The organism is Pseudomonas alkylphenolica (assembly GCF_016009175.1).
Lineage (GTDB): Bacteria > Pseudomonadota > Gammaproteobacteria > Pseudomonadales > Pseudomonadaceae > Aquipseudomonas > Aquipseudomonas alkylphenolica_B.
The window spans coordinates 43,261-68,296 of record NZ_JADUCM010000029.1 but is presented as its reverse complement, the minus strand read 5'-3'; the positions used below and the strand labels follow the sequence as shown (position 1 = coordinate 68,296).

15 protein-coding genes are annotated in these 25,036 nt (G+C 56.1%); 8 read left to right on the top strand and 7 right to left on the bottom strand.

Going from position 1 to position 25,036, the window contains the following annotated elements:
- Window positions 1–117 precede the first annotated feature (117 nt).
- The 3 genes from I5S59_RS20935 to I5S59_RS20925 all read left to right on the top strand — a co-directional run bounded on the left by I5S59_RS20935 (window position 118) and on the right by I5S59_RS20925 (window position 5,316).
- On the top strand, window positions 118–1,599 hold the full coding sequence (locus tag I5S59_RS20935; protein WP_197878292.1) for a hypothetical protein: 1,482 nt from the start codon (window positions 118–120) through the stop codon (window positions 1,597–1,599).
- Between the two features lie 65 nt (window positions 1,600–1,664).
- A complete protein-coding gene (locus tag I5S59_RS20930; protein WP_197878291.1) occupies window positions 1,665–5,066 on the top strand; it encodes a TM0106 family RecB-like putative nuclease in 3,402 nt (1,133 codons plus the stop codon).
- Between the two features lie 37 nt (window positions 5,067–5,103).
- A complete protein-coding gene (locus tag I5S59_RS20925) occupies window positions 5,104–5,316 on the top strand; it encodes a hypothetical protein (RefSeq protein WP_197878290.1) in 213 nt (70 codons plus the stop codon).
- 71 nt (window positions 5,317–5,387) lie between these two features.
- On the opposite strand, the gene I5S59_RS20920 is transcribed toward I5S59_RS20925, so the two are convergent.
- Window positions 5,388–6,263, bottom strand: a complete 876-nt coding sequence (locus tag I5S59_RS20920; protein WP_197878289.1) for a WYL domain-containing protein — start codon at window positions 6,261–6,263, stop codon at window positions 5,388–5,390.
- A 119-nt stretch (window positions 6,264–6,382) separates the two neighbouring features.
- On the opposite strand from I5S59_RS20920, the gene I5S59_RS20915 reads away from it, so the two are divergent.
- From I5S59_RS20915 to I5S59_RS20905, 3 genes are read left to right on the top strand one after another with little or no spacing between them, the layout of a single operon-like run.
- Window positions 6,383–6,643, top strand: a complete 261-nt coding sequence (locus I5S59_RS20915) for a hypothetical protein (RefSeq protein WP_197878288.1) — start codon at window positions 6,383–6,385, stop codon at window positions 6,641–6,643.
- A 9-nt stretch (window positions 6,644–6,652) separates the two neighbouring features.
- Window positions 6,653–7,705 (top strand): ADP-ribosylglycohydrolase family protein, encoded by a 1,053-nt coding sequence (locus I5S59_RS20910; protein WP_197878287.1) that lies wholly within the window; start codon window positions 6,653–6,655, stop codon window positions 7,703–7,705.
- Window positions 7,706–7,750: 45 nt separating this feature from the next.
- Complete coding sequence (locus I5S59_RS20905) at window positions 7,751–7,951, top strand: hypothetical protein (protein WP_197878286.1); 201 nt, start codon at window positions 7,751–7,753, stop codon at window positions 7,949–7,951.
- Window positions 7,952–8,013: 62 nt separating this feature from the next.
- Here I5S59_RS20905 and I5S59_RS20900 read toward each other — a convergent pair whose 3' ends face one another.
- The 3 genes from I5S59_RS20900 to I5S59_RS20890 are packed head-to-tail and all read right to left on the bottom strand — an operon-like array spanning window position 8,014 to window position 14,319.
- Window positions 8,014–10,359, bottom strand: a complete 2,346-nt coding sequence (locus I5S59_RS20900; RefSeq protein ID WP_197878285.1) for a dynamin family protein — start codon at window positions 10,357–10,359, stop codon at window positions 8,014–8,016.
- Window positions 10,356–12,599, bottom strand: coding sequence for a dynamin family protein (locus tag I5S59_RS20895; protein WP_197878284.1), 2,244 nt, complete (start codon window positions 12,597–12,599; stop codon window positions 10,356–10,358). Before I5S59_RS20895 ends, I5S59_RS20900 begins: the two co-directional genes overlap by 4 nt.
- 13 nt (window positions 12,600–12,612) lie before the next feature.
- Window positions 12,613–14,319 (bottom strand): dynamin family protein, encoded by a 1,707-nt coding sequence (locus tag I5S59_RS20890; protein ID WP_197878283.1) that lies wholly within the window; start codon window positions 14,317–14,319, stop codon window positions 12,613–12,615.
- A 538-nt stretch (window positions 14,320–14,857) separates the two neighbouring features.
- Between I5S59_RS20890 and I5S59_RS20885 the strand changes: the two genes are divergently transcribed.
- Both I5S59_RS20885 and I5S59_RS20880 read left to right on the top strand, forming a co-directional pair.
- Window positions 14,858–15,343, top strand: a complete 486-nt coding sequence (locus tag I5S59_RS20885; protein ID WP_197878282.1) for a hypothetical protein — start codon at window positions 14,858–14,860, stop codon at window positions 15,341–15,343.
- A gap of 55 nt (window positions 15,344–15,398) precedes the next feature.
- On the top strand, window positions 15,399–16,646 hold the full coding sequence (locus I5S59_RS20880) for a hypothetical protein (protein WP_197878281.1): 1,248 nt from the start codon (window positions 15,399–15,401) through the stop codon (window positions 16,644–16,646).
- 534 nt (window positions 16,647–17,180) lie between these two features.
- On the opposite strand, the gene I5S59_RS20875 is transcribed toward I5S59_RS20880, so the two are convergent.
- The 3 genes from I5S59_RS20875 to fic are packed head-to-tail and all read right to left on the bottom strand — an operon-like array spanning window position 17,181 to window position 24,932.
- The gene (locus tag I5S59_RS20875) at window positions 17,181–20,465 is read right to left on the bottom strand and encodes a DEAD/DEAH box helicase family protein (protein ID WP_197878280.1); all 3,285 of its coding nucleotides are present in this window, start codon (window positions 20,463–20,465) and stop codon (window positions 17,181–17,183) included.
- Between the two features lies 1 nt (window position 20,466).
- Complete coding sequence (locus tag I5S59_RS20870) at window positions 20,467–23,790, bottom strand: site-specific DNA-methyltransferase (RefSeq protein ID WP_197878279.1); 3,324 nt, start codon at window positions 23,788–23,790, stop codon at window positions 20,467–20,469.
- A 20-nt stretch (window positions 23,791–23,810) separates the two neighbouring features.
- A complete protein-coding gene (gene fic, locus I5S59_RS20865) occupies window positions 23,811–24,932 on the bottom strand; it encodes a protein adenylyltransferase Fic (RefSeq protein WP_197878278.1) in 1,122 nt (373 codons plus the stop codon).
- Window positions 24,933–25,036: the final 104 nt, after the last annotated feature.

Sequence of the window (25,036 nt, the reverse complement as noted above, 5' to 3'; positions counted from 1 at the left end):
CTATCGAGGGCATTAGAACCTGTGCCATTTGTTTACCTGTATGAACAGACAACATGGACGAGAGCAACCCTTTTGCTTAGGGTATGGCCATTCGATATTACCTGCAAGGCGGCCTGCATGAAGCGTAAACAGTTCTTGGCACAACCCGAAGTGGAGTCGTTCATCGTTTGGTTGGCGGACAACTTGCCGACGCTCACATTCAAACTGCGCTTCAAATCCAGCAAGTTTGTACCGGGTGGTTTGGTCGAGGATGTTCAGGGATTCGAGCAGGTGCTGCAACACTATCGCTGGAAGGCAAACTGGTATGACGCGAACCAGAGCACGGTCGAGTCTGAATCCTGGACTCAGACTCAACGTTCTCTGGGGCAGTTGCGTGAGTGGTTGACAAGTGCGGTCAACGCCGGTGATGAACAACAAGCGCTTCAGGCATGTTTGCAGGTTCTTCGTTGGGGTGGAGTGCGAGGTGCCATTCCGTTCCTGCATCGGTTGGCGGCCAAAGGTGAGTTGTCGGTCTACCTGCAGAAGATGGCCGGACTCATGGCGCTCGACGGTGACAATGGCCTGGATGATCTCGACTCGCACACTGTCGAGCGATTCGATTCCGGTCTGACCAAAGTTCACGCCTTGCTCGACCTGTCGGGGTCGCCCATCTATGACAGTCGTGTGGGCGCTGCAATGGCCATGCTGTATTCGTTGTTCCGTCAGCAGTGCACGGGGCGTGGCAAACCCCTGCTGATGTTCCCGTCCGGAGCCGCGCGAGGCAGCCAGATCCGCAACCCGGGAGCGTTCCTGAACAGCGTGGCAGCACCGCAATTTTCGACGATCGACTACGCCGAGTGGGCGCGTTGGCAAGTGCGCTTGGGCTGGATTATTCGAGCACTGCTCGAGCGTACCGACTGGTTTGCAGGGCAAGGGGCCCTGCCCGCACGTTGTCACGCATTCGAGGCCAGCCTGTTCATGCTTGGCTATGACCTTCGTTGCTTTGGCCTGGCGCTGGCGACTGATGCCAGTGCAAGTGAGCAAGAAATCGAAGCACATGGCGACGGGCGTGGCAGCAATAGTTGGGTACCCACTGGACATCCTTTCAGCCAGGTGCTCAAGGATTATCTGGCCTTTCGCTACAGCGCTGCGCTCGATGACAAAGCCTCGTTTGTTGAATGGCTGGTGGCCCAGCCGCAAGACGAGAAGCCACTCAAGCGTACTACTGCACTGAGTTACTGTTTCCCGTTTGCTGTTGAAGAGTTCGACTTGTTCGGCCGACCGCTTGCACAACTAGAACGCATTGTTGCCGGTGGTGAGGACGGATTGTGTGCAGCCTTGGCGATCGAGGCCCTCGAGCCGTTCACGGTGGGTGATGAACGCGTCAGTGTTTGCCTGGTGGATGTATTGATCACCGGCAATGCGTATGCGCGAGCCGCTACCGACAAGGAGCGTGTCGACTACATCATCAGCGCTGGCTACGCCGGAACCGAAAATTCGGCAAGGACGCTCATGGCGCTGGGGCGCAATGTGGGCAAGCACTTCGGTCTGCTCGATGCTCAACACTTGCCGACAGGCCTGTTTGAACTGTTCTACCAGGATTGCTCGCTCGAGGCCTGAGATACACACGCAATTTTCCTGCAGCATCAAGTGCCCTAGGGCGTTTCACAGGATGGGATACAACCATGCAAAGCCGTAACGGAATTCAGTTGTATTCCGCCTCCGACATCTGCGGATTTCTGGAGTGCCAGCACCTTACGGCATTGGACCTTCAGCATCTTGTAACCCCGATGAAAAAGGCGCCGGCAAGCGATCAGAACCGCCTGATCCAGGATAAAGGGCTTGCTCATGAAGCGGCGTATCTCGAACGGCTCAAACGTCAAAATTTCCACGTAGTCGACATTGCCGAGGGCAACCCAAGTTTCGAGCGCAGGGTAGAACTTACCATTGAGGCCATGAAAGCCGGCGCAGATATCATTTTTCAGGCGTCGCTTCAGGAAGGCGCCTTTATCGGGCACGCCGATTTCCTGCGTAAAGTGCCGCGGGCGTCGATGCTGGGTGATCACAGCTATGAGGTCATCGACACCAAGCTGGCCAAAATTGCAAAGGCCAAGTTCCTTGTGCAGGTTGCGCTGTACTCGCAAATGCTGATTGCGATCCAGGGCGTACAGCCGCAGTTTATGTATGTCGTACTCGGTGATGCGGAACGTACCGAACAGGCATTTCGGGTTGCTGATTATGCCGATTATCTTCAGCAAGTACTCCAGCGCTTCGCGGCGTTCGTGAGCAGCCACGGGCAACCTGCGACTTATCCGGAGCCATGTGGGCATTGCGGGTTTTGTGTGTGGCGTGATCGTTGTGATGTCCAGCGGCACCAAGACGACCACCTCTCGGCAGTCGCCGGCATCAGCCGTTCGCAGATCAAGAAGTTGCAGGCTGGTGGTGTGACCACATTGCATCAATTGGCAGCCAGCACCGACGACTTGCGCATTCCCAAGTTGCAGTTGGAGTCGCTGGGCAGATTGCGCCATCAGGCGCGCTTGCAGTTCCAGGGGCGTACCAGTGATAGCCCGTTGTTCGAGCTACTGCCGATCGTAGGGGACCGACGTGGTTTCAGTCGAATGCCCACTGCGGTCGAGGGCGATCTGTTCTTCGACATGGAGGGCAATCCGCTGGAGGAGGGCGGCCTGGAGTATCTCTTCGGTTTGTATATTGATGAAGGTGGTCAGCAGACCTTCAAGCCCTTCTGGGCACATAGCCGAGAGGAGGAAAAGATCGCGTTCGAGCAGTTCATTGACTGGGTTATCGCTCACCTCAAGCGTTACCCCAACGCGCATGTGTACCACTATGCCAGCTATGAAGAGACTGCCATAAAGCGTCTGATGAGCCAGCACGGCACACGCGAGGCACAAGTGGACTGGCTGCTGCGCAACGGCAAGCTGATTGACCTCTACAAGGTCGTGCGCGAAGCGATCCGGGTGTCTGAACCCAGCTATTCGATCAAGAACATCGAGCACTTCTACATGCAACAGCGCGATGGGGACGTTACCAGTGCCGGCGCGAGCATCGTGTTTTATGAGCGCTGGAAAGAAACCGGGGAATTGACCTTGCTCGAGCAGATCGAGCGGTACAACGAAGACGACGTGCTTTCCACCTATCTTCTGCGCAACTGGCTACTGAGCATTAAGCCGTCTGATGCGGGCACACTGGCCGAGCCTGACGCGGAAAGCGAAAAAGCGGTAACGGAGCAACAGGCGATCGAGGTCCGGCTGGAGAGTTATCGCGTACGTTTGCTTGCTGGCCTACCCACCGACGAGCGTGTGCTCAGCGAAGCGGAGCAGGTCCGGCTGCTCACATTTCAGCTGCTTGACTTCCATCGTCGGGCAGACAAACCGACATGGTGGCAGCTGTTCAGCCGTCAGGACATGACCACTGAAGAGTTGCTGGAGGATATTGAAAGCCTCGCCGGTTTGCGCCGCACAAGCACGCCGCCTGAACCGATCGATAGGTCATTTCTGTTTGAGTACAGCTTCGAACCTCAAGAAAGCAAGATGCGTGCAGGTTCTCAAGGTGTCATCGCCAAGTCCCTGGCAAGTGTGCAGCTGGTTAATGTGGACCCTGGCGCATGCCTCGCGACGTTCAAAGCTACCGCGAACAAAGCGCCACCGGACGATTTCGACATGATTCCCGGCACGCCGATACCGTCGACCTCACTGCGTGCGGCACTGTTTCGCTACGCCGACAGCGTTTTGGCCGGTGAGCGACGCTTCCACGCGGTTACAGATTTTCTGCATCGGCGCGCTCCGCGCGTAAAAGGAGTCGAACCGGGGGCTTCACTGCTTGACCCACGTTTGCCGATGACCGAGGCGATCAAACAGGTGGTGCACAACCTGGAGGACAGCGTGCTGTTTATTCAGGGACCGCCGGGGGCTGGCAAGACTTACACTGGCTCGCACATCATTGTGGACTTGATCAAGGCGGGCAAACGCATCGGTGTGACCTCAAATTCGCACCACGCCATCAATAACCTGTTGGCCGCTGTCGAGTCCCGTGCGCAAACGGAGGGGGTCACGTTCAAGGGACTGAAAAAGTCCTCGAGTGGAGAGGGCACTGAATTCATTGGTCGCTGCATTCATTCGATCGAAGACACCAAGGGCTTCCGGGCAGCCTGGGGGGGAGAGATTGCCTTGACGGCCGGTACCGCCTGGCTATTTGCCGACGCAATGTTCACCGAACAGCTGGATTACCTTTTCGTTGATGAAGCTGGTCAAGTAAGTATGGCGAACCTGGTCACCATGGGCCTGGCTGCACGGAACATTGTCTTGATGGGCGATCAGATGCAACTGTCGCAACCGATACAAGGCACGCACCCAGGGCGTTCTGGTGACTCCATTCTCGATTATCTGCTGGATGGTTCACCCACCATCGCACCTGACCGTGGGGTATTTCTGGCGCAAACCTGGCGGATGCATCCACAAGTTTGCTCATTCATTTCCCATGCGGTGTACGAAGGTCAACTTTCGTCGGCGCCAGGAACCGAGCGGCAGGTGCTGCTACTGGATGGCCAGCGCCCCGACATACCTGACAGCGGTCTGATGTTTTGCTCCGTGGAGCACGACGGTAATGGCCAGAGCTCCGATGAGGAAGCCGCGTATGTTAGAGCGCTTTACACGTACTTTCTGCACCAGCGCTATGTGGATAACAACGGCGAGGAACACGCAGTCGCCCTCGAAAACATACTGGTCGTGGCACCCTACAATCTGCAGGTACAGCTGTTGAAGCAAGTGCTGCCAGCGGGCGCGCGCGTCGGCACTGTGGATAAGTTTCAGGGGCAAGAAGCAGAGATTGTCATCGTATCGATGGCGACGTCGAATGAAGACTACCTGCCTCGGGACATCGGCTTCCTTTACTCGAAAAACCGTTTGAATGTGGCGGTCAGTCGGGCGAAGTCACTGGCATGTATCGTCGCCAGCCCCGAGCTGATGGCCATTCGCTGTCAGACGCCGGAAGACATGAGCCTGGTCAACGGCTTGTGCATGGCGGTCAGGTATGGGGCGGCCGGCGAAACGGTGGCCCAGTGCGTGTAGTGGCCTCGAGGGGCACGATTTTTATGCGAGGTTTGTGATGTGTAACGATCAAGAAGATGGTCACACGGGTGACTCTGCACCCACTCAAGTTGAAACCGAAGATGAGGTCGAATACAGCGAGGAATTCGCCGCCATGATCCTGGAGCAGGAGGCAGAGGGCTGCTTCCAGGAAATTGATGTCGATGAGATGCTCGCTCTGCTCGACCGCATGATCATCGAGGCCCAGAACATAGGGCAGAAACTGCATTGACTGAAGAAAGACCTGACTGTTGATGCAGATGTCGCCTGCCGGATCAGCTAAATCCACAGGCTCCCGCAGAATCAGTCATTCATAAGCCACGGCCTCAACTCCTTGAGGTTGGTCACCACAATTTGCTGAGCCTCAGGGCTGGTTGCCAGATTACGCGGGTCGATCTGGTAACGCTGAAGCACATACTTCACCAACGCCCTGCGGCTGGGCACCAGCAATTGTCCTTGTGTCATGCCGAAATCGGTTTCGATGATCGCTTTCTGTGCTTCGTTCAATCGCCCGTCGGGCTCGAAAATCACCGGAACCTCGACATTCCAGTCCTCATCCAGCTCCCGTGTGTTCGGCGATTCGTCGAGCAGGTCCGGTTGCCCGCGCAGGCGACTGAGCACGAAGTCGCGGTACTGGCCGTTCTTTTCGCAGTAGGCTCGCACATGCCAGCGCATGCCGGTGTACACCAGCGTGTGCGGGGCGATGAGGCGAACCTCTACGTTTGGGGTATTGAACGACACATACTCGGTTTCCAGGCGCAGGCCTTCGCGGCAAGCCTTGAGCAAGGGGCGCAGGATCTCTGGCCGGATGGGGCGATCCGGCACTTCCAATACCTTGGTGTGCGCGTAGGCCAGTGCCAGTCCGTCGATGTGCGGGGCACGCTCATTGTTCTGATAGAGCAGGTGCAAGTAAGCGCTGGCACTGTCGTCGATGAACAGGGGTTTGAACTGCTTGCTCGGCACATACCCCTTGAGCTGCTTGTCATATGTCAAGTTTTTGGGCGCATGCTCGCTGATGTAAGTATTGATGTCCTTGGACGCCTGTTGGCGGCTGATGCCAAAGCTCTGCATCAAGTGTCCCGTGGTCAGCCGGCCTTCCCACCAGGCAACGGTCTCGATCAAGCGATAGCGAAGTGCCAGGTCCCAGCGTACCTGTTCGATGGATTGCTTGCGTTTCATACCCTCTCCATGTGCGCGAATACTTTACCTGTATAAGTCTACATTCTAGACCTGTCGCTAATCACTACATATCGTGTGTCTGTCTTCGAAATAAATTGAAGTCACGAAAGGAAGTGGACATGACTATGTCTGAAGCAGTTTCGACAGGGGCGTTGGTGTTGATCGGGGTGATCCTGGCGGTGCTCCTGTTGCAGTACCTGAGGTTGCGTGAAATTTGGCACATGGCGCTTGCCTGTCGCAAGGACGCACGCTGGGCGCGGATCTGGGAGATGGAAAACCGGGAGCTTCGTTCGGCGCTGCGTGCGGAGAAAGCGCACCTCGAGCAGCTGCAAAGCAAGCTGGTGATTTTGCAGGACCTGATCTCTGCAGAAGAGCAATAAGGGAAGGGCATGAACAGACTTGAACGGATCAAAGGTTGCCTGCTGGGCGGAGCTGTCGCAGACGCGCTTGGCACCCCCGTGGAGTTTCTTGAGTGGCCTGCTATCGAGGCCAGATTCGGTTCGCAGGGCATCGTTGATTTTGCCCCGGCTTACGGCTTCAGCGGCGCTATCAGCGGCGACACGCAGATGATGCTGTTTACCGCAGAAGGTTTGCTGCGCGCTTTTGTGCTTGGCAGTTCACGGCAGGCGTGCCACGTCCCGAGCGTTGTTCACCATGCGTTGCTGCGCTGGCTGCTTACCCAGGATTACCCGTCGGCGACGCCGCCCGTCGAAGATGGCTGGCTGATCAAACAAGTGGAACTCTGGTCTCGTCGCACCCCGGGCACAACCTGTCTGAGCGCACTCAGGGCCAGTGCGCGACTGGGAGCGGTGGCCGAAAACAACAGCAAGGGCTGCGGCGCCTTGGTACGTGCTGCGCCCTGTGCATGCTTTGCCAATGCGTTTGACTACGCAGCGCAGTCCGGGCGCCTGACGCACGGGCATCCGACGGGCTACCTCACAGCCGGGCTATTCGCCGACATTCTTCAACGTGTAATCGATCGACAGGACAGCCTGGAGCACGCCGTAACTCAAAGCCTGGCCAAGTATGGGCAAGTACAGGGTATGGAGGAAACGCGCAGCCTCATCGAGCGCGTGCTGTTCTTCTTCTACGAGGGCTATACACCCACCCCGCAACGCATTGGCGACCTTGGCGGTGGGTGGGTTGCCGAACAGGCTCTGGCAATCGGGCTGTGGTGCGCACTGACAGCACGCTCACTCGAAGAAGGGGTGATCACGGCGGTGAACCATGGTGGCGACAGCAACAGTACAGGCCTCGTCGCCGGGCACTTGTTGGGTGCCCAGCATGGTGCCGCTGCCATTCCTGCGCGTTGGTTCGAACGTCTGGAACTGCGCCAGGTGATCACCCAGGTAGCCGAGGATCTTGAGCGTGTTCCACGTGATTACTGTGGGGTTGGTGGCGCGTTCGATGAGCAGATCGAACTGGCTTATCCGGGCAGCTAATGCACCGATGTCAACACATCAGCTAAGAAACCAAGGAGCTTTAGAATGCCCATCAAACCCAGGCCCTTCACCTTTGAATGTGAAGGATGCGGTTGGACAAAAACAGTGGCACCGCAAAGTGATGCGTTGATGCCCGGCGAGTGGTTTGACCAGTGCCCGAAGTGCGGAAGCAAGGCGCTGAAGATGCGCACCGCCGGGTGGCTTGAAGGGGCATTGGCGGAGTTGCTGGCGCGGCGGCGATTTTGAGCGAACAGGCCTGGGCCTGCCAACAGGCAGGCCCAGGTTAACAACGCGCTGCGTGCCGGCGTTTACCGGCGTATTCGAGTGCGAAGGAAGTCGTCAGACTCGACAGAGGTTCTGGTGCGAACGAGTTCGCAAACCTCCAGCGCTTTTCGAGCGGCCAGCTTGAGCGTTCGACGAAGGCCTTCGCATTCATCCACGAGTTTTTCCAGCCCGGAAGAATCGAACATTTGCTCAGAGATGGGGAATGCTCGATCAATTCTGTCAAACAACTCCGTTCCGCCGATTTCCAGCGCATCGAGCTTGAATGCATTGAACTCGCCCTTGCGGCCTTCCAGCTGCGCGATATCGGCCTGGATGGCCTGCTTGTAGGCATCGAATACGATATCGAGCTTGTTGGTAACCTTGCCGACTACATCCACTTTACGGTTGATCGAGCGCAGGAACTGCTCGAACGTCAGGCCGCTGGAGGGGTAGTCTTTCTTGCGCGTGGACGAATAGGCGCACATGCCGGCGTACTCGATACCCGCGAAACTCAGGTCGTCGGCTACCTGGTCCATGATCTCGAGAATATCGTCCTGCGACTTCACATCCGCCTTGTTCAACACGATATACAGCGACTCTGCGCGGAACGGCGTGGACTCGATGAACTCGATGTCGGACTGGTCGATGGTCCCGGCCGGGTCAAGGCCGATGACCCAGACCAGCGCCGATGCCTGATTGACCAGGGAGGCTGCAGTGCTACGGTCGGAGGCCGCAGCCCCACCGGTGGTACCCGGGTTGTAGCCGGGTGTATCGATGATGCACAGGTTGCCGAACAGCTCCGGGTCCATGGGAACCTTGACGCTGATGAAGGGCAGGATGCGCCGCAGGTCGAAGCCGAAGGCCTGAACATACTCGTGGCACATCGATGCGTACAGGCTGGGCTCCAGATCGATGGCTCCGCCGTTGTACGAATAACCCTTGATCCGGGTTTCTTCGGAACACACCACGTAGCTGGGGACCACGGTCACCGGGTTGATGCCGGTCGCCAGTTTCACGCTCGGGTTACGGATGAAGCTGTTGACGAACGCCGACTTGCCGCTGCTGAAACCACCCGCAATGCTCAGGATGGTTCTGCCGGCAATGCTCGGGAAGTTATTCAGCATCTGCATCTCGGCGAGGATCGCCTGCATGTCGAGCACGGCTTGGGCTTCACCGGCCAACGACGATTCGCGGCTGGCGAACTCCATGTAGTCGTGGTTGATCAGGTCGGCGAATTTGGCCAGTTCTTCATTACCTGGAGGTTGCTGGGCCAGGACCTTGCTCACCAGAGAAAACTTCTCGGTGAGCGACAGGTGCTGCTTGTTGATGTCAGCGTAGTTGTCCTCCAGATGCTGCTGGGAGGCTTTCAATTGTTCGGTCAGGCTTTCCAGAAGGTCGACGTTCTGCTCCGTGGAAAGCAACTGGTTCTTGTGTTCCTCCAGGTACGTCTCCAGCTCGGCAATTTGTGCCAGCGCCTGTGCCTTGCGTTCCTCCAGCTCGGCCGCATTGGCTCGTTCTGCCTGCAACTGGGCTGTTAGCGCTTCATTGTCCGACTCCAGCGAGTCGATCTGTACAGCCTGCCCGGTGCACTGTTCGGCCAACTGCTGTTTGGCGTCGGTCAGCGCTACGATCTGCTGTTGCGCGTCCGAGAGGGTGTGCTCAAGTTCAGCGATACGCTGTTCTTTTTCCGCCAGCGCCTGCTTGCGGTCAGCCAATTGCTGTTGAAGGGTGACGATCTCGGCAAGCGCCTGATCCTTGCGTGCTTCCAGCTCTGCCGCATTGGCCTGTTCTGCCTGCAACTGATTGCTGAGCGTTTCATTGCGCGACTCCAGCGTGCGGATCTGCTCAGTCTGCTCGGCGCACTGCTCGGTCAACCGCTGCTTGACGTCGTTCAGCGCCTCTATCTGCTGTCGAGTATCGGCCAGGGTGCCCTGGAGTTCCTGAATGCACCGCTCTTTGTCGACAAGCTGCTGCTTGTGATCGGCAAGGTGCTCTTCGAGCCCAGCGATCTGGGCCAAGGCCTGAGCCTGCCGCTCTTCCAGATCCTTGGCGTACACCTTGGCCTGAGCCAGTGCGAGCATAGCCTTCTGGAGCTTGCCCTTCTCCTGCGCTAAAGCGTCGGAGGTCGAGGCCAAATTGGCTGTTTCAAGCTGCAACGCATCGACGAGCGAGCCGTTGCGCGATTTCAGCTCGCCGATTTCGTCGTTCTGGCCCGCGCACAACGCGGACAATTGCTGATTGGTGCTGAACAACGTGTCGAGCTGGCACTGGGCATCATCCAGGTGGCCCTGAAGTTCAGCTGCCAGCTTCTTGCGTTTGAACTGCCAGAAGCGGGACAGCGACTCCAGCGTCGAGCGTGCCTGTTCATGAATGGCTGGCGGGTTGCTCACAGGGTGACCTCTTCGGCCTTGCGTGCCAGACGTTCAAGCCGGTCAATGGTTTGAGCCGCGTTGTCGACCTGATCCTTGAGCACATTGATACGGCGTTGAATCTCATCGACGAAGGAGTTGGAGATAGTGGAAGGCGCGTTGCGTTCAACATCGTTGATGAACGAACTGATTTTGCTTTTGACCTTGCTACCCAACGAGCCGATGAAGTCATCGGCGGCATCCTTGAAGCGTTCGGCCTCGTAGCCCTTGAGCGTGCCGTTGCTTTTCAGGGTGTCAGGCAACGGAATGCCCAAATCAAAGTCATCGTCAGGAATCGATTGAATGATCGAAAGAATCGCGAGCTTGATCATTTGCGCATTGGCATCCTGTTCAAGCACCTCACGGATCTTCGGCGTGAGGGTCCGGGCCAGCTCTTCGTTCAACCCGCGATGAGAGCTCTCCACCTTGGCGCCCAGCTCATCCTGGATGTCGTTCATGAACTCGTTGATGGTGGAGATGACCTGGCTACTGATGATCTTGGCGCGGACGACCGTTTTCTCGGTAGTGCCGCCGCCCCATAGATTGCGGGCAATCCAGCTGCCAACCCCGGGGTTGTCGACGACAATGGTTTCACTGAAAGAGCCTTCCGCGTCCTTGACAGTGGACTGCGTTTCGCGAAGCAATTGCGCAGCTGTCTTGCGCATTTCGTCACGCAACTTCTGGCGGTAGTCGGCCATGGTGTATTTGAAGCTGACATCCAGTTCCAGCGAGAGATCCAGTCGCTTCGATTCCAGCGAAGCCAGTTGTTCGTCCAGCTGATCGACGTTGGCGTTCTTGATCTGGATGACCTGGTTGCGTGCCAGGGTGATGATCAGCGCCTTGAATGCTTCAAGGTTCTTTTGTTTGCGAACCATCAGGTTGGCGATTTTTTCCCGTGTGATCTGCGCTTTCTTTTCGCGCACCTGGGCAAGCATGGCGTTGATCGCATCAATGTTTGCCAGGCTGTCCAGGCTGCTCAACGACAGTGCCTGGTTGTCGCGGGTGAAGTAATCCGGGTAATCGGTGGACAGGTTGTCCCACGTCACCTGCTCATTCGAGTCCCAGGTTTCGGGCGATTCGAAGCGGCGGTTGAGGCTGTGGCACAAGCCGGAGCTATGCAGCAGGTTACGGTGCACCGAACCGATCAGGTTGTCGAACACCGAGCCCACTTCCGGGCTGCTCATCTTGAGGTCTGCAAGGGTGCTCTGTGCCCGTGCCGACAGCTGGGCACGAATGGCTTCCACGGCATCGCTCAAGCGCGCGCGCTTTTCGCTGCCGTACAGTTGTGTGTCGATCTGGCTGGCCACCAGTACCAGTTCCTGAATGCCTTCCTTCTGGGTAATTCGCCCCATCACCTCAAGGTCTTGCTCATTGAGGAACTGGCCGGCCGGGCTGACGATGAACACCACGTCGCAGGTTTTCAGCAATTCGACCGTGCGCTCTTCGCGCGACTGGACCGGATCGTTCATGCCGGGGGTATCGATGATGCAGATATCGCGTAGTGCCTCCAGCGGCATGGCGACATGAACCGTCTTGGTGAACGGCATGTATGTGCCATCGGCACCGACATAGTTGTGAAGGCCAGCCGCCAGCTCTTTCGGGTTACCTGCCTGAATCTCGCTGTGCAAGTGCAGCTTGGTCGCATCGAGCCCTGACTTCTTCATGCGCTGGAACTGGTCGTATGCCGCGAACAAGCCTTCTTCGCGTTGCAGTTCGTTCAAGGCTTTTTTATCGGCCATGATCGTCAGCTGCGCCATATCGAGGGGCGCGCCATTGGCTTGGGCGTTACGACGCTTCACCAGCTCTTCCAGGCATTCGCGCTTGCGCGTGGCCAGGCGTTGCTCGAACTGGTCCGATTTGAAGCGGATCGCGGCGATGTCCGTTTCGCTGTAGAACTCAACCTTGGCCTGGAACACTTCGCCCCAGGTAATGGTGGTCAGTGCAGCGGTCATGGGAGTGGCGGCCTTGGGCAGGATCGGCTCGCCATTAAAGATCAGCGCATTGAGTAGCGATGACTTTCCGGCTTTCACGCGACCAACAATACCGATGTTCATCAGCCGGTTCTGGTCCTGCAGCGTCTGGCACGCTTGCGCGAGCTGTTGCGGTTGGTCGATGCCGTTCAGCCGCTTGAACTGCTCGATTTCGCGCTCAAACAGGTCCTGGTTGCTTGCTGCCAGCGTGTGCAGGCTTTCGCTAAAAGCGACGAGTGATTGGTAATCCATTAGGTCGTTCGCCTTACTTGTAGAGGTGTTCGTTTGCAGCGGCTTTTACTGCGGTGGCGAGGTTTTCCAGCACAGCCGTCTTCTCGCTGATCTGCGCTTCAAGCTGCAGGCTTTCCTGTGCAATTGAGTCGATCACATGCTTTTGCTTGGTGATCTGCTCTTCGAAACCGTCGCTGATCTTCTTCAGCATGGCGTTGAGTTGCTCGTCGATGATTGCTGGAATTTTCCCGCGCAGTTCCGCCTTGATGTTGGGGAACACTTCACCGGTCAGCTTCTGGCGAAACTTCTCGCGCTCGTTACCGCCACCGTTAAACATCTTGAGAATTTCGGGCAAGAAGATGATCACCAGCTCTACCAGCGGATTGACCACGGTGGTGGTGACAGCGAGCACGGTAGAGAGGCTGCGGTAGAGCATGACGCCGCTGTTCTTGTCTTCCTCGGCCCGATTGCTCAGGCGTGTCGACCAGTCGCTGAGCATTTCCGTGGTGCGCTCCAGCGAGAATTTGACCTTGTTGGAAAGTTCCTCGCTCCAGTTGCCGCTGATGTCCAGCACGGACATCTGGCTGCTGGTGGCGCTGAGGTTGCTGGCAATCCGGTCGACCATGTTGGTGGAGATGTCCTGCACTTCAGATTTGATCGTGCTGGACAGGCTGCTGCGGATGATGTCGGAGAGTGCATTCGACAGGGCACTCGGGTTCTTGCTGCTGCCCAAGGTGACCAGCTCGTCGAGGGAGTCATTAAGCGCGTTGTCCAGGCCGCGCAGGCTACGGTCGAGCATTTTTCCCGAGTAGCGATCTTTCAGGTCCGACTCGACGTCTTTGCGTTGCTCCAGCAGCTTGGCCAGGGCCTGCTCGAGTGCGCGTGCGGTTTGCTCGCTCTCGGCCTTGTCCTTTTTCAGCATGCTCAGCGCCAGGTTGATCTGCGCCAGTACTTCGAAGTTCTGGTCCTTGAGGATGTCGATGAACAGGCGCGAGAACAGCACGTCAGGCTGCAATGCGGTCAGTGCATTCGTCAGTTCCTCGCCACCCCGGTTGCCGAGAGTGATGCTGCGGTAGTGCTCGCCGAAATACACCCCGAGCTGGTCGTCAATGTAGGCCTGCACGTCTTCCACCTGGTCGGCGGCGCGCAGGTTGCATTTGCTCAGCAGGAAGGTGAAATCGGTGTTGTAGGTTTTTAGCTCGTCGAGTTTGCGCAGCATCGACTGCGTAATGTTGCCGTCCTCGATGCTGGTCAGTACCACGAAGTGCACACCGCGCGGCAGGTAGTACGCAATGGCCTTATTGTGGTTTTCCAGCGATGAGCCAAAGCCCGGCATGTCTACCAGCACCAGGGGAGCAATGGCTTTCAGCGCCTCGCTGTCTAGGTAAAGGCGCAAGTGCGAAAATTCGCTGGAGCGACGATTGATGGTGCTCAGCGCTTCAACAGGCAAACGTTCTTGCACACCGTCGGGCTTGATCGCCAGCAGATAAGGCTCGGAGGAATAACGCAGCTCGGTCGCCAGTTCCGTTTCTGGCGCAATCCCGACCGGCAAGATGTCCTTGCCCATCAGCGCGTTCAACAGCGAGCTCTTACCGGCACTGAAGGCTCCGATTACAGGAACCACAAGCTCGGTCTCCATCACTTTTGCAAGCAATGACTGATCGAACGAAAACGCTTGGTCACTAAGCAGTGACTGCATTTTCTTCAAGTAAGTGGCGAACTCTTTCTGGCTGTTGAGCATGAAAATAATCCTTTAAGTGTTGATGGTCTGCGCGAAGACCCGCATAGGGTGCTCAGGTGCTTATGCGCTGGGATAATCAAGTAAACGCTGGTCTTTACTCGGGGTACGAGAAGGGGGGGCGATCGAAGGCGAGGGGCAAAGCATGCACAGGTCCTTGTGTGTTGGCTGTTGTACGCATGCCCTGTAATTGAAGGCATATCGCTTCCGGGATGAGCGGGCGCCGGTTCAAATCTATACATCGGCGCGATCTGTTTTGCCTGCATGATGGCACTTTGATTTGGCATCGTAAACTGTCAACAAAACGCCCATATCCCGGGGGATTCCTCAGCGGCAGCGCGTATTTTAAAGGCCTTGCATCAAGGTACATGCTTGAAAAGCTTACCTGTGTACTTAGCCAGTGTTCAGCCGTTGCCATCGACATCAAGCATTTAGCGACAGCTCCATTTTTTTGGTAATGGCCTATTGGTATTATGCTGCTCGTTTTTTGATGAAATGGATCTCGCTTGGTTATCCAGCGAACTGGCAGGAGCACTAACGAATGGTGGCAGTGATTGGTATCGTCGTTGCATTGATCGGTTTTGCGATGATGTCTCGTCCTTTCAGGATTGGTTTCGCCCTCTATCTGGCCTTCCTGGCTTATTACATTTACCTGTATGGCGGTAAAGGGGACCTGGCAGAAGCGTCCACTGCACTGTCACTCGTGTCCGGGGCGGTAGGATTATTAGTTCTCGGTGCGGTTTTGGGTGGCATACGGTCAAGTGCTGGTAGCGAGTCGGAGTACATCGCCAAACGCAAGCGCGTATTTATGTTCCTGCTGAAGTTTGGCGGCGCTTACGTTGTGTTTACCCAGCTACTGACTGTGGCCTTTTTTCTTGGCGGCGGGGGCCGTTCCTGGGACGACTGGACCGCAGCAGGGTTCGTGGTGAAGTTGCTGCCTTACAAGTGGGTTGGCTTTTTGCTGATGTTGGGTGGGTACTACTGGCTTAAAGGCAGGGCCAAAACGAGTCGCGCCCTGCGTACCTGAAACCTGCTTTTTCTTTTTTCGCACCATCAGGCGTTACCCGCAACGGAGCCCAGGGATGCATGCTTTTCGTTCAGTGATCAATTGCGCCGCTTTCGGCGTGCTGCTATCAGCGCTATCTACTGGCTCACAGGCAAGTGTTCCCGACATAGCCTTGGCCCCAAGCCATGTCGAGGGCTATATCCAGTGCATAAAGGCAGCCTATGCCTCAGAACGCTGGCGCTCAAAGACCGTTGCTGAATGCCGTGCAAGTAATCCGGCTGTGCAGTCGCTACAACAAGGCGACTACGTGGCGCTGACGTTCACCACCGCGCAAAGTAATGACTACAACCAATCCCGAAAGCGTTGGGTCGACTTCGATAAAACCGTCAAGCAATTGATCTACTCGAAGGGTTTGGCGCAGCTGTTCGGCGCTGTAGGTGTGCAAACTGCTTACTCGTTCAAGCAGGTTTCAACTGATCTGGATACGCGCTTCAGTGAGTTGGAGGCGCCGCCGTTCTCTTGGTACCCAGGCAAAAAGCCACCTTACCTGACAGCGTCCGGGCTGACGCTGGAGCAGTTGCATGCGGCTGAGCTGGATCGGTTTTCACGGTGCCTGGGGGCGTCTATCAGTAAGCTCGATGTGCTCACTAGCACTCGCCAAACTGTGGATGTCAAAGCCGGTGCCTGCATCCGCGACATCACCAAGTTGAACTCAGACGCTACTCAAGGGTTGTATAACGTCGGTGATTTCAGCCAGGTCACCAACCAGTATTGGGCACAGATAGCATCAACTCAGGCGCAGGCGAGGGAAGCAGAACGGGTTCGACTCGAACAGGAAAAAGCCAATTCGTGGCCGGTCAGACTCAAGGCTCTGGCGGGACAGGCGATGGTCTTTTTACTGATAATTGCCGGGCTGTTTGCAGCTTATCGGTATTTCAAGGACTTCTTCAGTGTCGGGCATGCTGAAGGAGTAGAGGGGCAATACATAAGCCAGGCTCACTATCGGACGCGACGTACAGAACCTGATGACGCTGACGATGAGCCAAGAAGGGAAGCACCTCGGTCAGCGCCTACGCCTCGGCGCCCGGACCTGGGGACTTTCACGCTGCAGCACAAGAAGGTGTGTTCGCTGACAACCAAACACATGTGTTCGAGTTGCAGCTGGTGGGCAGGCGAGAGGACACCGCACCCGGTTACCAGTGAGCTGTACGTGAAGGTCGGGACGGTCGGGAAATGCTCGCATCGACACCCAGGTTCGCCGTACGGGATGAAACGGTATGACGCGGGGATGACGTGTAAGGATTTTCAGGATCTTGGGGTGTGAGTGGCCGGGAGGGTGGTTGCTGGTCGGCGCTTTCCGATAGATCTCAGACCGAGCGGGTTTTCTGCAGGCATTAAAAAGCCGGCTTGTGGGCGGCGTTATTGGTTGGTTTTGGCCTTATTTTGTTGGAGTTTATGAGGGGTTCAGTTTCTGTCCCCCCATTTATCCCCCCACTCTTGCTCTGCGAGATGCGCTGCTACGTTAACCATCCACGATTTTAGTCTGACTTCTCAGCGATTCAACGGCCTTTGCCAACGCTTCGATATCCGGTGCTTGAGAACCCCAATCTTTCCAGAAATCACGGGTTGCGCTGTCAGGTGTGATGCTGGGGAGGTCCAATTTGATGCGTGATGGTAGGAGTACTGCATCCCCTAGCATTAACGCTTCCACATTCAGCCACCATTGCGGAGCCGAGGTGGTGCGACGTCATTTTTCCTCCGTACATTGTTCGCGATGACCATTTCATTCTGGTGTTAGAGCTTTTTGATCATTGAAGTGAAGCCCCCCGCCCTTCACTTCAATGACTGCAGTAAAGTCTTAAGGCTGCACCAATGCCATTACTTTGCTGATGTAGTCCTGCTCTCCAATAAAGAAGACATGCAGAGCGTTCAAGTCAGGTACCGGCAGGCCTTGTTGGCTCCACAGGTGTTCGATCCGCATACGGTTTGTGCTCGGCGACAGGATGATCGACTCCAGCTTCACGCCTGGGTCACTCAAGCGCGCTTCCAGATCCTTAATGTTCTGCGAGAGCTGAATTTTGTCGCTGCCGGGACCTTCGTGTTCTAGTCCATGAGGATCGATGAAACAGATGCGTTGGCTGCCATCCGCCTTCAGGCTCCAGAGAATGAAGTCAGGATAAAAATTCCCGGCCTCAAAGAAGCCGACTCCCTGCTTGACCAGGTTACGCAGCAGGAAAATACGTTCGCCGCGCTCGGCAAGGTTTGCTTCGTGGGCTTCCAGCCATAGGCGCAAATCGTCGACGAATTGAAACTCGGACTTATTGAGGGCGACGGGCAGGATCTTCACCTTCTCACTGGATAGCAGTGGCTCGTAGAGGTGAGCGGCAAGCTTCAAGCCCTGTACGTACCCATGATCACGCCAGCCAACTTGAGCGAGCTCTTCCTTCAGCGCCTTAATGTCGTCGATTAGGTATTGCTCGGTGGCCTCGACGATCAGGTGGTAGTTAATGTCGTCAGCCGGCAGGTTATCGTTATCGCGGGTCAGCAGAACCAGCTCCATGCGGGGATCGAGGTATTTTCGCTTTTGGTGATTGAAGCAGCGCTCAAGCGCGCCGCTGAGCAGCTCGAAAGCTATTGACTGCCAGTGGCGCAGGTTTGCCATCGAGGGTGCCCACCAATGTGCCGGCACCAGGATGCGATACCAATCAGGGGTCTCCAGCAGCAGCCGTAATGTTTCAGCTTTTACGATGACGTTGTCTAAGTGTCGCTGGCGGCGGAAACGCTCCAGATCGAACCACAGCTTGTCCCAGTCGAGCATCGACAGGCGCAGGACATCGAAATGACGTGGTGGGTTATCGATTGCCTCGGGGGCCAGGCCCATGACCTCTTTGGCCTGGATCATCTGCAGGCGTGGGAAGCGATCAACAACCAATGGCATTCCTCCCTTGGTCATGCCAGGTGGGAGAGCACCGATAGTGAGATCCACGATGGGGCCATGTTTACGGAAGTCGTACTGCTCCTGGGTGTCCTTGCGGAACTTGGAACGGAGGATCTTCAGCTTCTGGCCAAAGTCGTGGGTGACGTTGAGGGTGATTTCCTCAACATGAGGTGCATCGTTCGGCGGTAGGCCTTCGCTTTCTAGGAAGTCGCGGAAGGTTGCCATGAAGTCAGCCTGCACACCGAATACGTTCAGCGTTTCCAGGAAGTGAATATCCTTTGGTGGATTCACCGGTTGATAGCGGCTGGTACGCATCAGGCTCATTTCTTTGCCTTTTAGGCGCACTCCACGTCCGAACAGCTGAATGATCTGTGCGCCTTCACTCTGGCCCATGCGCATAAGGCCCAGGCTGGACACCCGCCAGCAATCCCAGCCTTCGATGAACTTCTTCGAGCCAACCAGCATGTGTATGGGAGAGGTCGGTTTATGTACGTCGCCAAATACGGGCTCGCCAAATTCGCTGGGGCGCACCTCGGCCAGGGACTGTTTGTTTTCCAGTTCGTCCTGAATGTGTTTGGCCAGCGCAGCAGCATCGCCGACGTTGATTACTCCAAAGGGTTGGTCGGCTTTGCCAACCTTCAGCAGCAACTCACCGCTGTCGCCTTTCACGCGTTCTACCACCAAGTGACCGCCGCCAGGGGCATGGAACAGACGCTGGCAGATGTCAGAATAGAACTGTGCCGCGCTTTGCTTTAAGCCCTTTAGGTAAGGGAACGACTGCACGAAGATGTCGCGCCCTTGGGCATCGAGCAGACCCGTCTGCTGGCTATTACCGTTTAGTACGGTATGGATGAGCGTGGTAAAGGCTTCACGGTGCGCAAGAAAGCGTGCAAGGAAGTCGAGGATTTGTGCCACATCGGATGGCGATACGTTTTCCTCATCGACCTTGCGCCCGGTGACGCTGGCACCGACAAAGACCCACAACGGCTTTTCCAGGTTGTAGCCGGTGTAGCGATTGCCGGCCTCGGTGAACATGCGCAGCTGCTGATAAAACCCCAGTAGGGCTGCGGTCAGGTAAGTGTCCTTGTGGGCCAGCTCATCCCGAGGCAGGTTGAATATGCGGTAGTCCTTGCCATAGCCGTCCGCATAAAAGTAGCGGTAGCTGTAATCGAAAAGCACTGCTTTGGCGTAGCTCTCGGCCAGTACGCGGTCGTTGGCTGCTTTGACTGCCTGCTTGAAGGTGGCGGAGTACTCGAAGGTGAAGCCCTTGGCCGCCAACTTATCGCGCTTGCTTTTCCAGTCACTGCCACTCATGCCCCGGTGGCCCTCGTCTACCAGCAGCAGGTTGGCATCGCCAAAACTGTCGACGGCCATTTGTTTAACCTTTTGTTCGTCCGCCAGTTTGGTAATTTCAGTCAACAGCGGCACATCGAGGGCGTTTTGCCCTCGTGAGATCAGGTCACTTTCCTGGCGCAGTGGCTCTGGGTAGAAGCCGTTTTCGCGCAGCTCACGTTCGTGCTGCTCGGACAGGCGTTCGTTCGGCGACAGAACAATGACCCGGCTGTAAGCATCGGCCTGGCCGGTTGCTCGCGTATGCTGGGCAAACTGCAGTAGGTTTACATGCATAAGCAGGGTCTTGCCGCTGCCCGTGGCGTTTTGCAGACAGAGTTTGTTGAGGTCTTCAACAGCGTACGCGCCGATGCCTGTTTCGCGCCCCTGGCCTTGGTGGTGCTGGTTGAAACGCTCGATAAACGCATTAAGCGCGGCACACAGACCCTGGCGGTCGTTGAAGTAGCGGTCGAGGTAGATTTCAACAAAGAGCAGGGTCAGCCACTGAAAGTACTTCCAGGCGATTTCTCCCTTGTGTTTGCGCCGGGCATTGATGGTCCGCGTATGCACCACCAGGTTGGCGTCGTAACGCTCCAAATCAGTCGGGGTTAGGGTGGCCGAGGTCGGCAGATGCGAGACCAGCTTTGCTAGAAAGCGGTGCTTGCCGTCTGGGCCGATGCCGGTCTCGGTAGTGCGCAGTGCTTTGGCAATAAGCTCCAGTGGTCGCACCTGACGACCTTCATCCTTGTGCACCACCAAGGGGTCGATGCCAATCAAGCTTATAAGGTACTGGTTCAGTACCAAGGCATCCTGAAAGTGACTGGCCACCAATGGAGGTTGTACTTTGCTTTTACGCGGGGCTCGACTTACAGCCATCTCAAGCATCCTCCCACATACGCTGAGCGAAGGTCTCTTCGATCAGACGCACGCGCGTGAAGGCACTGCCGTCGGTGGGTAGGGCATGATTACCGTTGACGTAGATGTGTTCGAATTCGCTTTCGCGCGGATTGATGCCGCGCTTGTTCAGCCAAGCTTCCAGCGCTGCTTGATCGCGGCCGGAGTCGCCGGTCAGCTTGCGCCAGATCACCAGCACGCGCTCGCGGGACAAGTCGTCGCCCGGTACGGTCAAGATGTGACCTTCCACACTGCGGAACCAAAACTCGCCGTCGTCACGTTCTTTGATGGCGCTGGTTCGCCAGCGTGTGTCCTGATCTTTGGGCAGTTCCGGGTCAGTCTCACGCATCAGTTCAATGGCGTAACGACGCGGCTGGTCGAGGTGGGCCACATGCAGGCCAATCAGCCAGTTGAAGGTTTCCACCAGGTCGATGGTTTTCTCCACTTGGGCATCGCTGCCGGCCTGTTTGACCTTGAGCTTGTAGGACGTTGGGTCAGCGAACTCGCGAACGTTAAGCAGGCTTGGACTACCGGCCGTTTCGAACTCCAGCCAGTACTTGAATAGATAGTCGCGTGCCATTTCGTGGAATTCGGACGAGCTGACATCTAGTCGGGGAGTATCCGGCAGTCGCAGATTGTTTAGCGTGTCCTCAAAAGACTCCAAGCGCAGATATTTGAAGCATTGGCCCATGCCGTCACGAGAGGAGGGCTTGCCATTTTTCCAACTGGAGGCATAAACGGCTTTTTGGATTCTGACTCGGAGTACTGTATCGAAATGCTGGCCCATCTCGACCAGAGTGTATTTGCGTTTTCCGCCATCTTCTTTGTTGAGGTCTATTACTGCTTGCGCTGTAGTTCCAGTGCCCGCAAAAAAATCCAAAATGCAGGCATCATTATCGGCTCCGATTTTTGTGATTTTCTTTAGCAACCCAGAGGGCTTTGGAAAACCAAACTCACGCAGTCCCATCGCTCCGAGCTCGACGGTACCCTGTTCGTAGATTACATCGGTATCGGTCCAGATAGATTTTGCCTTGGCTGTGCTTTTTCGCGCTTTTTCGTAGACGTTCCACCCGCCATCTCGACGCTGCTTGGCAAGGATTTTCTGCGTGCCTTGGTGACTTATCGCAAGTTGAGACTTCTCTTTTCCCCAACGCCAACATGATTCGGCACCCGTGCTGTTTAGTGGGAAAATCTCAATGCAGTAGTCATCGCTTAATTCAAGGGATACCGCAGCATATCCCTCAGGGTCAACTGAAGATGGGCTGGCGTACAATGGGTAATACAAGTTTGGACGATTGAACCGTCCGAATTTTGGGTTTCTGTTCCTCAGCTCCCATAGCTCGTATGGTCCGATGCCATCCTTAAGTGCGTCAGGGTTAACCGGCTTGTCGAGTTCGTTGACTTCTGCCTCGGTTCCCACTGAGTAGGCGAGGACATACTCATGTGTCTTTGCAATTGGCTGGTAGGTCTGTCCGCGCTTGTTGGACTGGACAATTATATTTGTTTGAAAAGCTTCGCTACCGAACTGATCGTTAAAGATCGTTTTGGCCGTCGCTTGCTCGTTGTCGTCGATGCTGCAAAAGAAATTTGCTCGGTTCGAAAGTAGTGGTGAGACTTCCCTCAGTCTGTCCTGCATCATCGAGATCCAGCTAGAATGCTGGTATTGGTCCTTGTACTTGAAATCGTCCCCTCCGGTGTTGTACGGCGGATCGATGTACACCATGTCGAATGACGCATGTGTGCTTTTTTCAATGAGCCGTAGAGCTTGGAAATTGTCGGCGTTAATTAACAACCCATCCTGGCTTTCATCTGTGTTGCTGATGCTAGCCAACAGTCTTTCCTTGAAGGACTCCTCAAAGAAAGCAGTATCCACGCTAAGGTAGGGTTGGGATGACAGGAATGCCACCGATAGCGGCTCGCTATACCCTGGCTGAGCCATGTCTTCCTCGGTTTGGTCAATGGCAAAAAGCTTCACCCACTCTTCACGCTGCCGCTCATTGGCAGCAATTTCCGGATAGAAACTTTCTGGAATGCGGTTCAAGGTAATGCAGTACTGAGTTTCGACAACGAACTTCTTCTTGAGCCAAAGCTTTTTTTGGAAGTCTTCGAGCTGGGCGAGGAAGTCGACAACACGCCGTGCAATCTTGCGCAGTACGCGTAGCTTTTTCAGGTATTCATCCACTCGCGGAGCATCGGCGGCCTCGATGTCGTCGAGGCGGATGATCTCGTTCTTGATATAAAAATCCAGCTCGCGGCGCAGAAAACCACCCAAGTTCTTATGGATGAAGTAGTCCATGGTATTACGGGCCGTGAACTGGCCCAGGTATTTGCCTAGTAGCGTGCGAGTGGGCTGCTTATCGGTGGGGGCTGGCGCAAATAGTGGCTGCTCGAATGCGCGATACTCAGGGTGTTTGAATACCAGGTTGGCGAGCTGCTCGCCTACTACCTGTTCAGCCTCTGCTAGACGTTTCTGTTGCCAGGTGCCGGCTTGGCCGGACTTCGTGCTGTCCGGGCGGTAGTCGAATTGTACGATGAGCTCCGGTAGCCCTTTATCGTTGGTTTCCAGCTTCAGCGGTTCTGCCGCGTGGATGATAAAGAATCGCTCTTGGCCTTCCTTGACGTTGTTGTGTTCACCCTCTGCCGCTGCTGCCAGGCGGAAATGTACCTTTAAGGGGGCTGTGGTTGCTGGCTGGAATTCGAAACCGCTTTGCGGGCCCTGTTCTTTGGCCAGGGCTGCAGTGAGGTCGAAGGTGAAGTTGCTGAGTGCCTCGCTCGACTTGATGTAGTACTGGTCTTTATTGGCCCAGTGCAACATGAGCTCTCGGCCATCGTAGGGCACAGCATAGGGAGCGGCACGGCTGTCGTTTTCGGCGACAAAGTAGCGCTTCGACATGAAGTCGCCTTTGTCGTAATAGCGGCTGAAGAAGCGGTACAGGTGTTCGTATACCTGGGCATCGTCAGCCAGTACGCCGCCGCCATCGCGTGCGTGCTGCTGGGCAAGCTCGTATTCCTTACCGACCTTGGTGCCGCGATATTCAGGCTTCAGTTCACCCGTGGGTAAGAAAGCATCTTCCCCGAGAGTCTCGGCGACTTTTAGGCGGGCGGCTTCTAACGCGTCATGAGCGTTACTTTGCGATTGGCCGGCGAAGTGGGCATCGATCTCGCTGCCCAGTTCGGTATCGATAAAGGCTTTGATCTGCGCGCTTCGGGCGTGAAGGATGCGGTACAGACCGAAGTCGAGTTCAGACTGATTGAGCTGGAAGAGATCACCCAGAAGGGCGATAAATTGGTCTTTTTGCTTGCTCATATGTGCTTCTCAAAAATGGGTCAGGCGTAGGGCTTGAAGTCGTTGTTGTCGCGAATTAGTAACTGCATCAGCTTGGGATGGATAAAGAGCTTTTCCTTGCCGACCTGCACCTCTTGCAGAACGCCAATGACGACCAGCTCTTTGAGGTAGCGCGAGGCGGCTTGGCGCTGAGCAATCTGCTTGTCGACGACGTTGCTGATGCGGCAGTAGGGCTGCTCGAAAATTACGTCCACCAGCTCGCGGGAATAGGTTTTCGGCAGATGCTCGCGAACAAACTGGGTGGTGTGCTCGGACAGGTTGCGGATGGCAGCAATTTTGGTGCTGGTCCAGCGGGCGGTTTCTTCCACGGCGCTGAGCATGTACAGCAGCCAAGGCTCCCAGGCTTGCTCGCGGGTAACATCGAGCAGCAGACGGTAGTAATCGGCTCTATGCGCAATGATGTAACGGCTAAGGTAGAGAATCGGCAGATTCAGCAGACCTTCCTGGATTAGGTACAGGGTATTGAGCACTCGCCCAGTACGGCCATTGCCGTCGGTGAACGGGTGAATGGCTTCGAACTGATAATGGCCAACAGCCATGCGCACCAGTGGGTCCAGGTCAGTCTCGTTGTGCAGGAAACGCTCCCAGTTGGCGAGCAGGTCACGCAAGCGATCCTCACCCTCCGGTGGGGTGTAGATGATCTCGCCGGTACGGTCATTGGCCAACTGGGTACCTGGCACCCGGCGTATATCCATGTTCACGCCCTTGAGCGTGCGACAAATCTCGACTGCTGTGCCGGTGGAGAGTGGGCGCTCGGCCAGCGACTGGTAGCCTTGATGTAGGGCCTTGCGGTAGCGCAGGGCTTCCTTGGTCGCGGGGTCGGCATGGTTGTCGCCATCTTGGACGTGCTGGAAGAGCAAATCCGTGGTGGTGACGATACTTTCGATCTCCAAACTGTCCTTGGCTTCCAGCAACGGGATGGTGTTGATCAGCATTGTCTGGTTAGGGATCAGCTCGGCTGCCTGTTTCAATTCGGCTAAGGCTGTGCGCGCCTTAATACAGAGTTTGAGCACTGCGCGGGTTTCAAGCTCGGCCGCCGGTGGCAAGGGCGGAAGCTGGTTATAGGGCTTGTCGGCCTGCCAGGGGAAGTGGGATGCAGTCATGGATGATAGCCTGGTCCTTGGGGTATCCACCTAAAGGCAAGGGCGCTCATCAGAGCGCCCTTTTTCGTGGCGTCAGTGTAAACATGTGTCCTTTACGTGTCGCT

Excerpts from the sequence above, each read along its gene's own strand:
- I5S59_RS20920 (WP_197878289.1), bottom strand. The coding sequence starts at position 6,263 with ATGAAACGCAAGCAATCCATCGAACAGGTACGCTGGGACCTGGCACTT.
- I5S59_RS20910 (WP_197878287.1), top strand. The coding sequence starts at position 6,653 with ATGAACAGACTTGAACGGATCAAAGGTTGCCTGCTGGGCGGAGCTGTC.
- I5S59_RS20905 (WP_197878286.1), top strand. The coding sequence starts at position 7,751 with ATGCCCATCAAACCCAGGCCCTTCACCTTTGAATGTGAAGGATGCGGT.
- I5S59_RS20895 (WP_197878284.1), bottom strand. The coding sequence starts at position 12,599 with ATGGATTACCAATCACTCGTCGCTTTTAGCGAAAGCCTGCACACGCTG.
- I5S59_RS20885 (WP_197878282.1), top strand. The coding sequence starts at position 14,858 with ATGGTGGCAGTGATTGGTATCGTCGTTGCATTGATCGGTTTTGCGATG.
- I5S59_RS20890 (WP_197878283.1), bottom strand. The coding sequence starts at position 14,319 with ATGCTCAACAGCCAGAAAGAGTTCGCCACTTACTTGAAGAAAATGCAG.
- fic (WP_197878278.1), bottom strand. The coding sequence starts at position 24,932 with ATGACTGCATCCCACTTCCCCTGGCAGGCCGACAAGCCCTATAACCAG.
- I5S59_RS20870 (WP_197878279.1), bottom strand. The coding sequence starts at position 23,790 with ATGAGCAAGCAAAAAGACCAATTTATCGCCCTTCTGGGTGATCTCTTC.
- I5S59_RS20925 (WP_197878290.1), top strand. The coding sequence starts at position 5,104 with ATGTGTAACGATCAAGAAGATGGTCACACGGGTGACTCTGCACCCACT.
- I5S59_RS20880 (WP_197878281.1), top strand. The coding sequence starts at position 15,399 with ATGCATGCTTTTCGTTCAGTGATCAATTGCGCCGCTTTCGGCGTGCTG.
- I5S59_RS20935 (WP_197878292.1), top strand. The coding sequence starts at position 118 with ATGAAGCGTAAACAGTTCTTGGCACAACCCGAAGTGGAGTCGTTCATC.
- I5S59_RS20930 (WP_197878291.1), top strand. The coding sequence starts at position 1,665 with ATGCAAAGCCGTAACGGAATTCAGTTGTATTCCGCCTCCGACATCTGC.
- I5S59_RS20875 (WP_197878280.1), bottom strand. The coding sequence starts at position 20,465 with ATGGCTGTAAGTCGAGCCCCGCGTAAAAGCAAAGTACAACCTCCATTG.
- I5S59_RS20915 (WP_197878288.1), top strand. The coding sequence starts at position 6,383 with ATGACTATGTCTGAAGCAGTTTCGACAGGGGCGTTGGTGTTGATCGGG.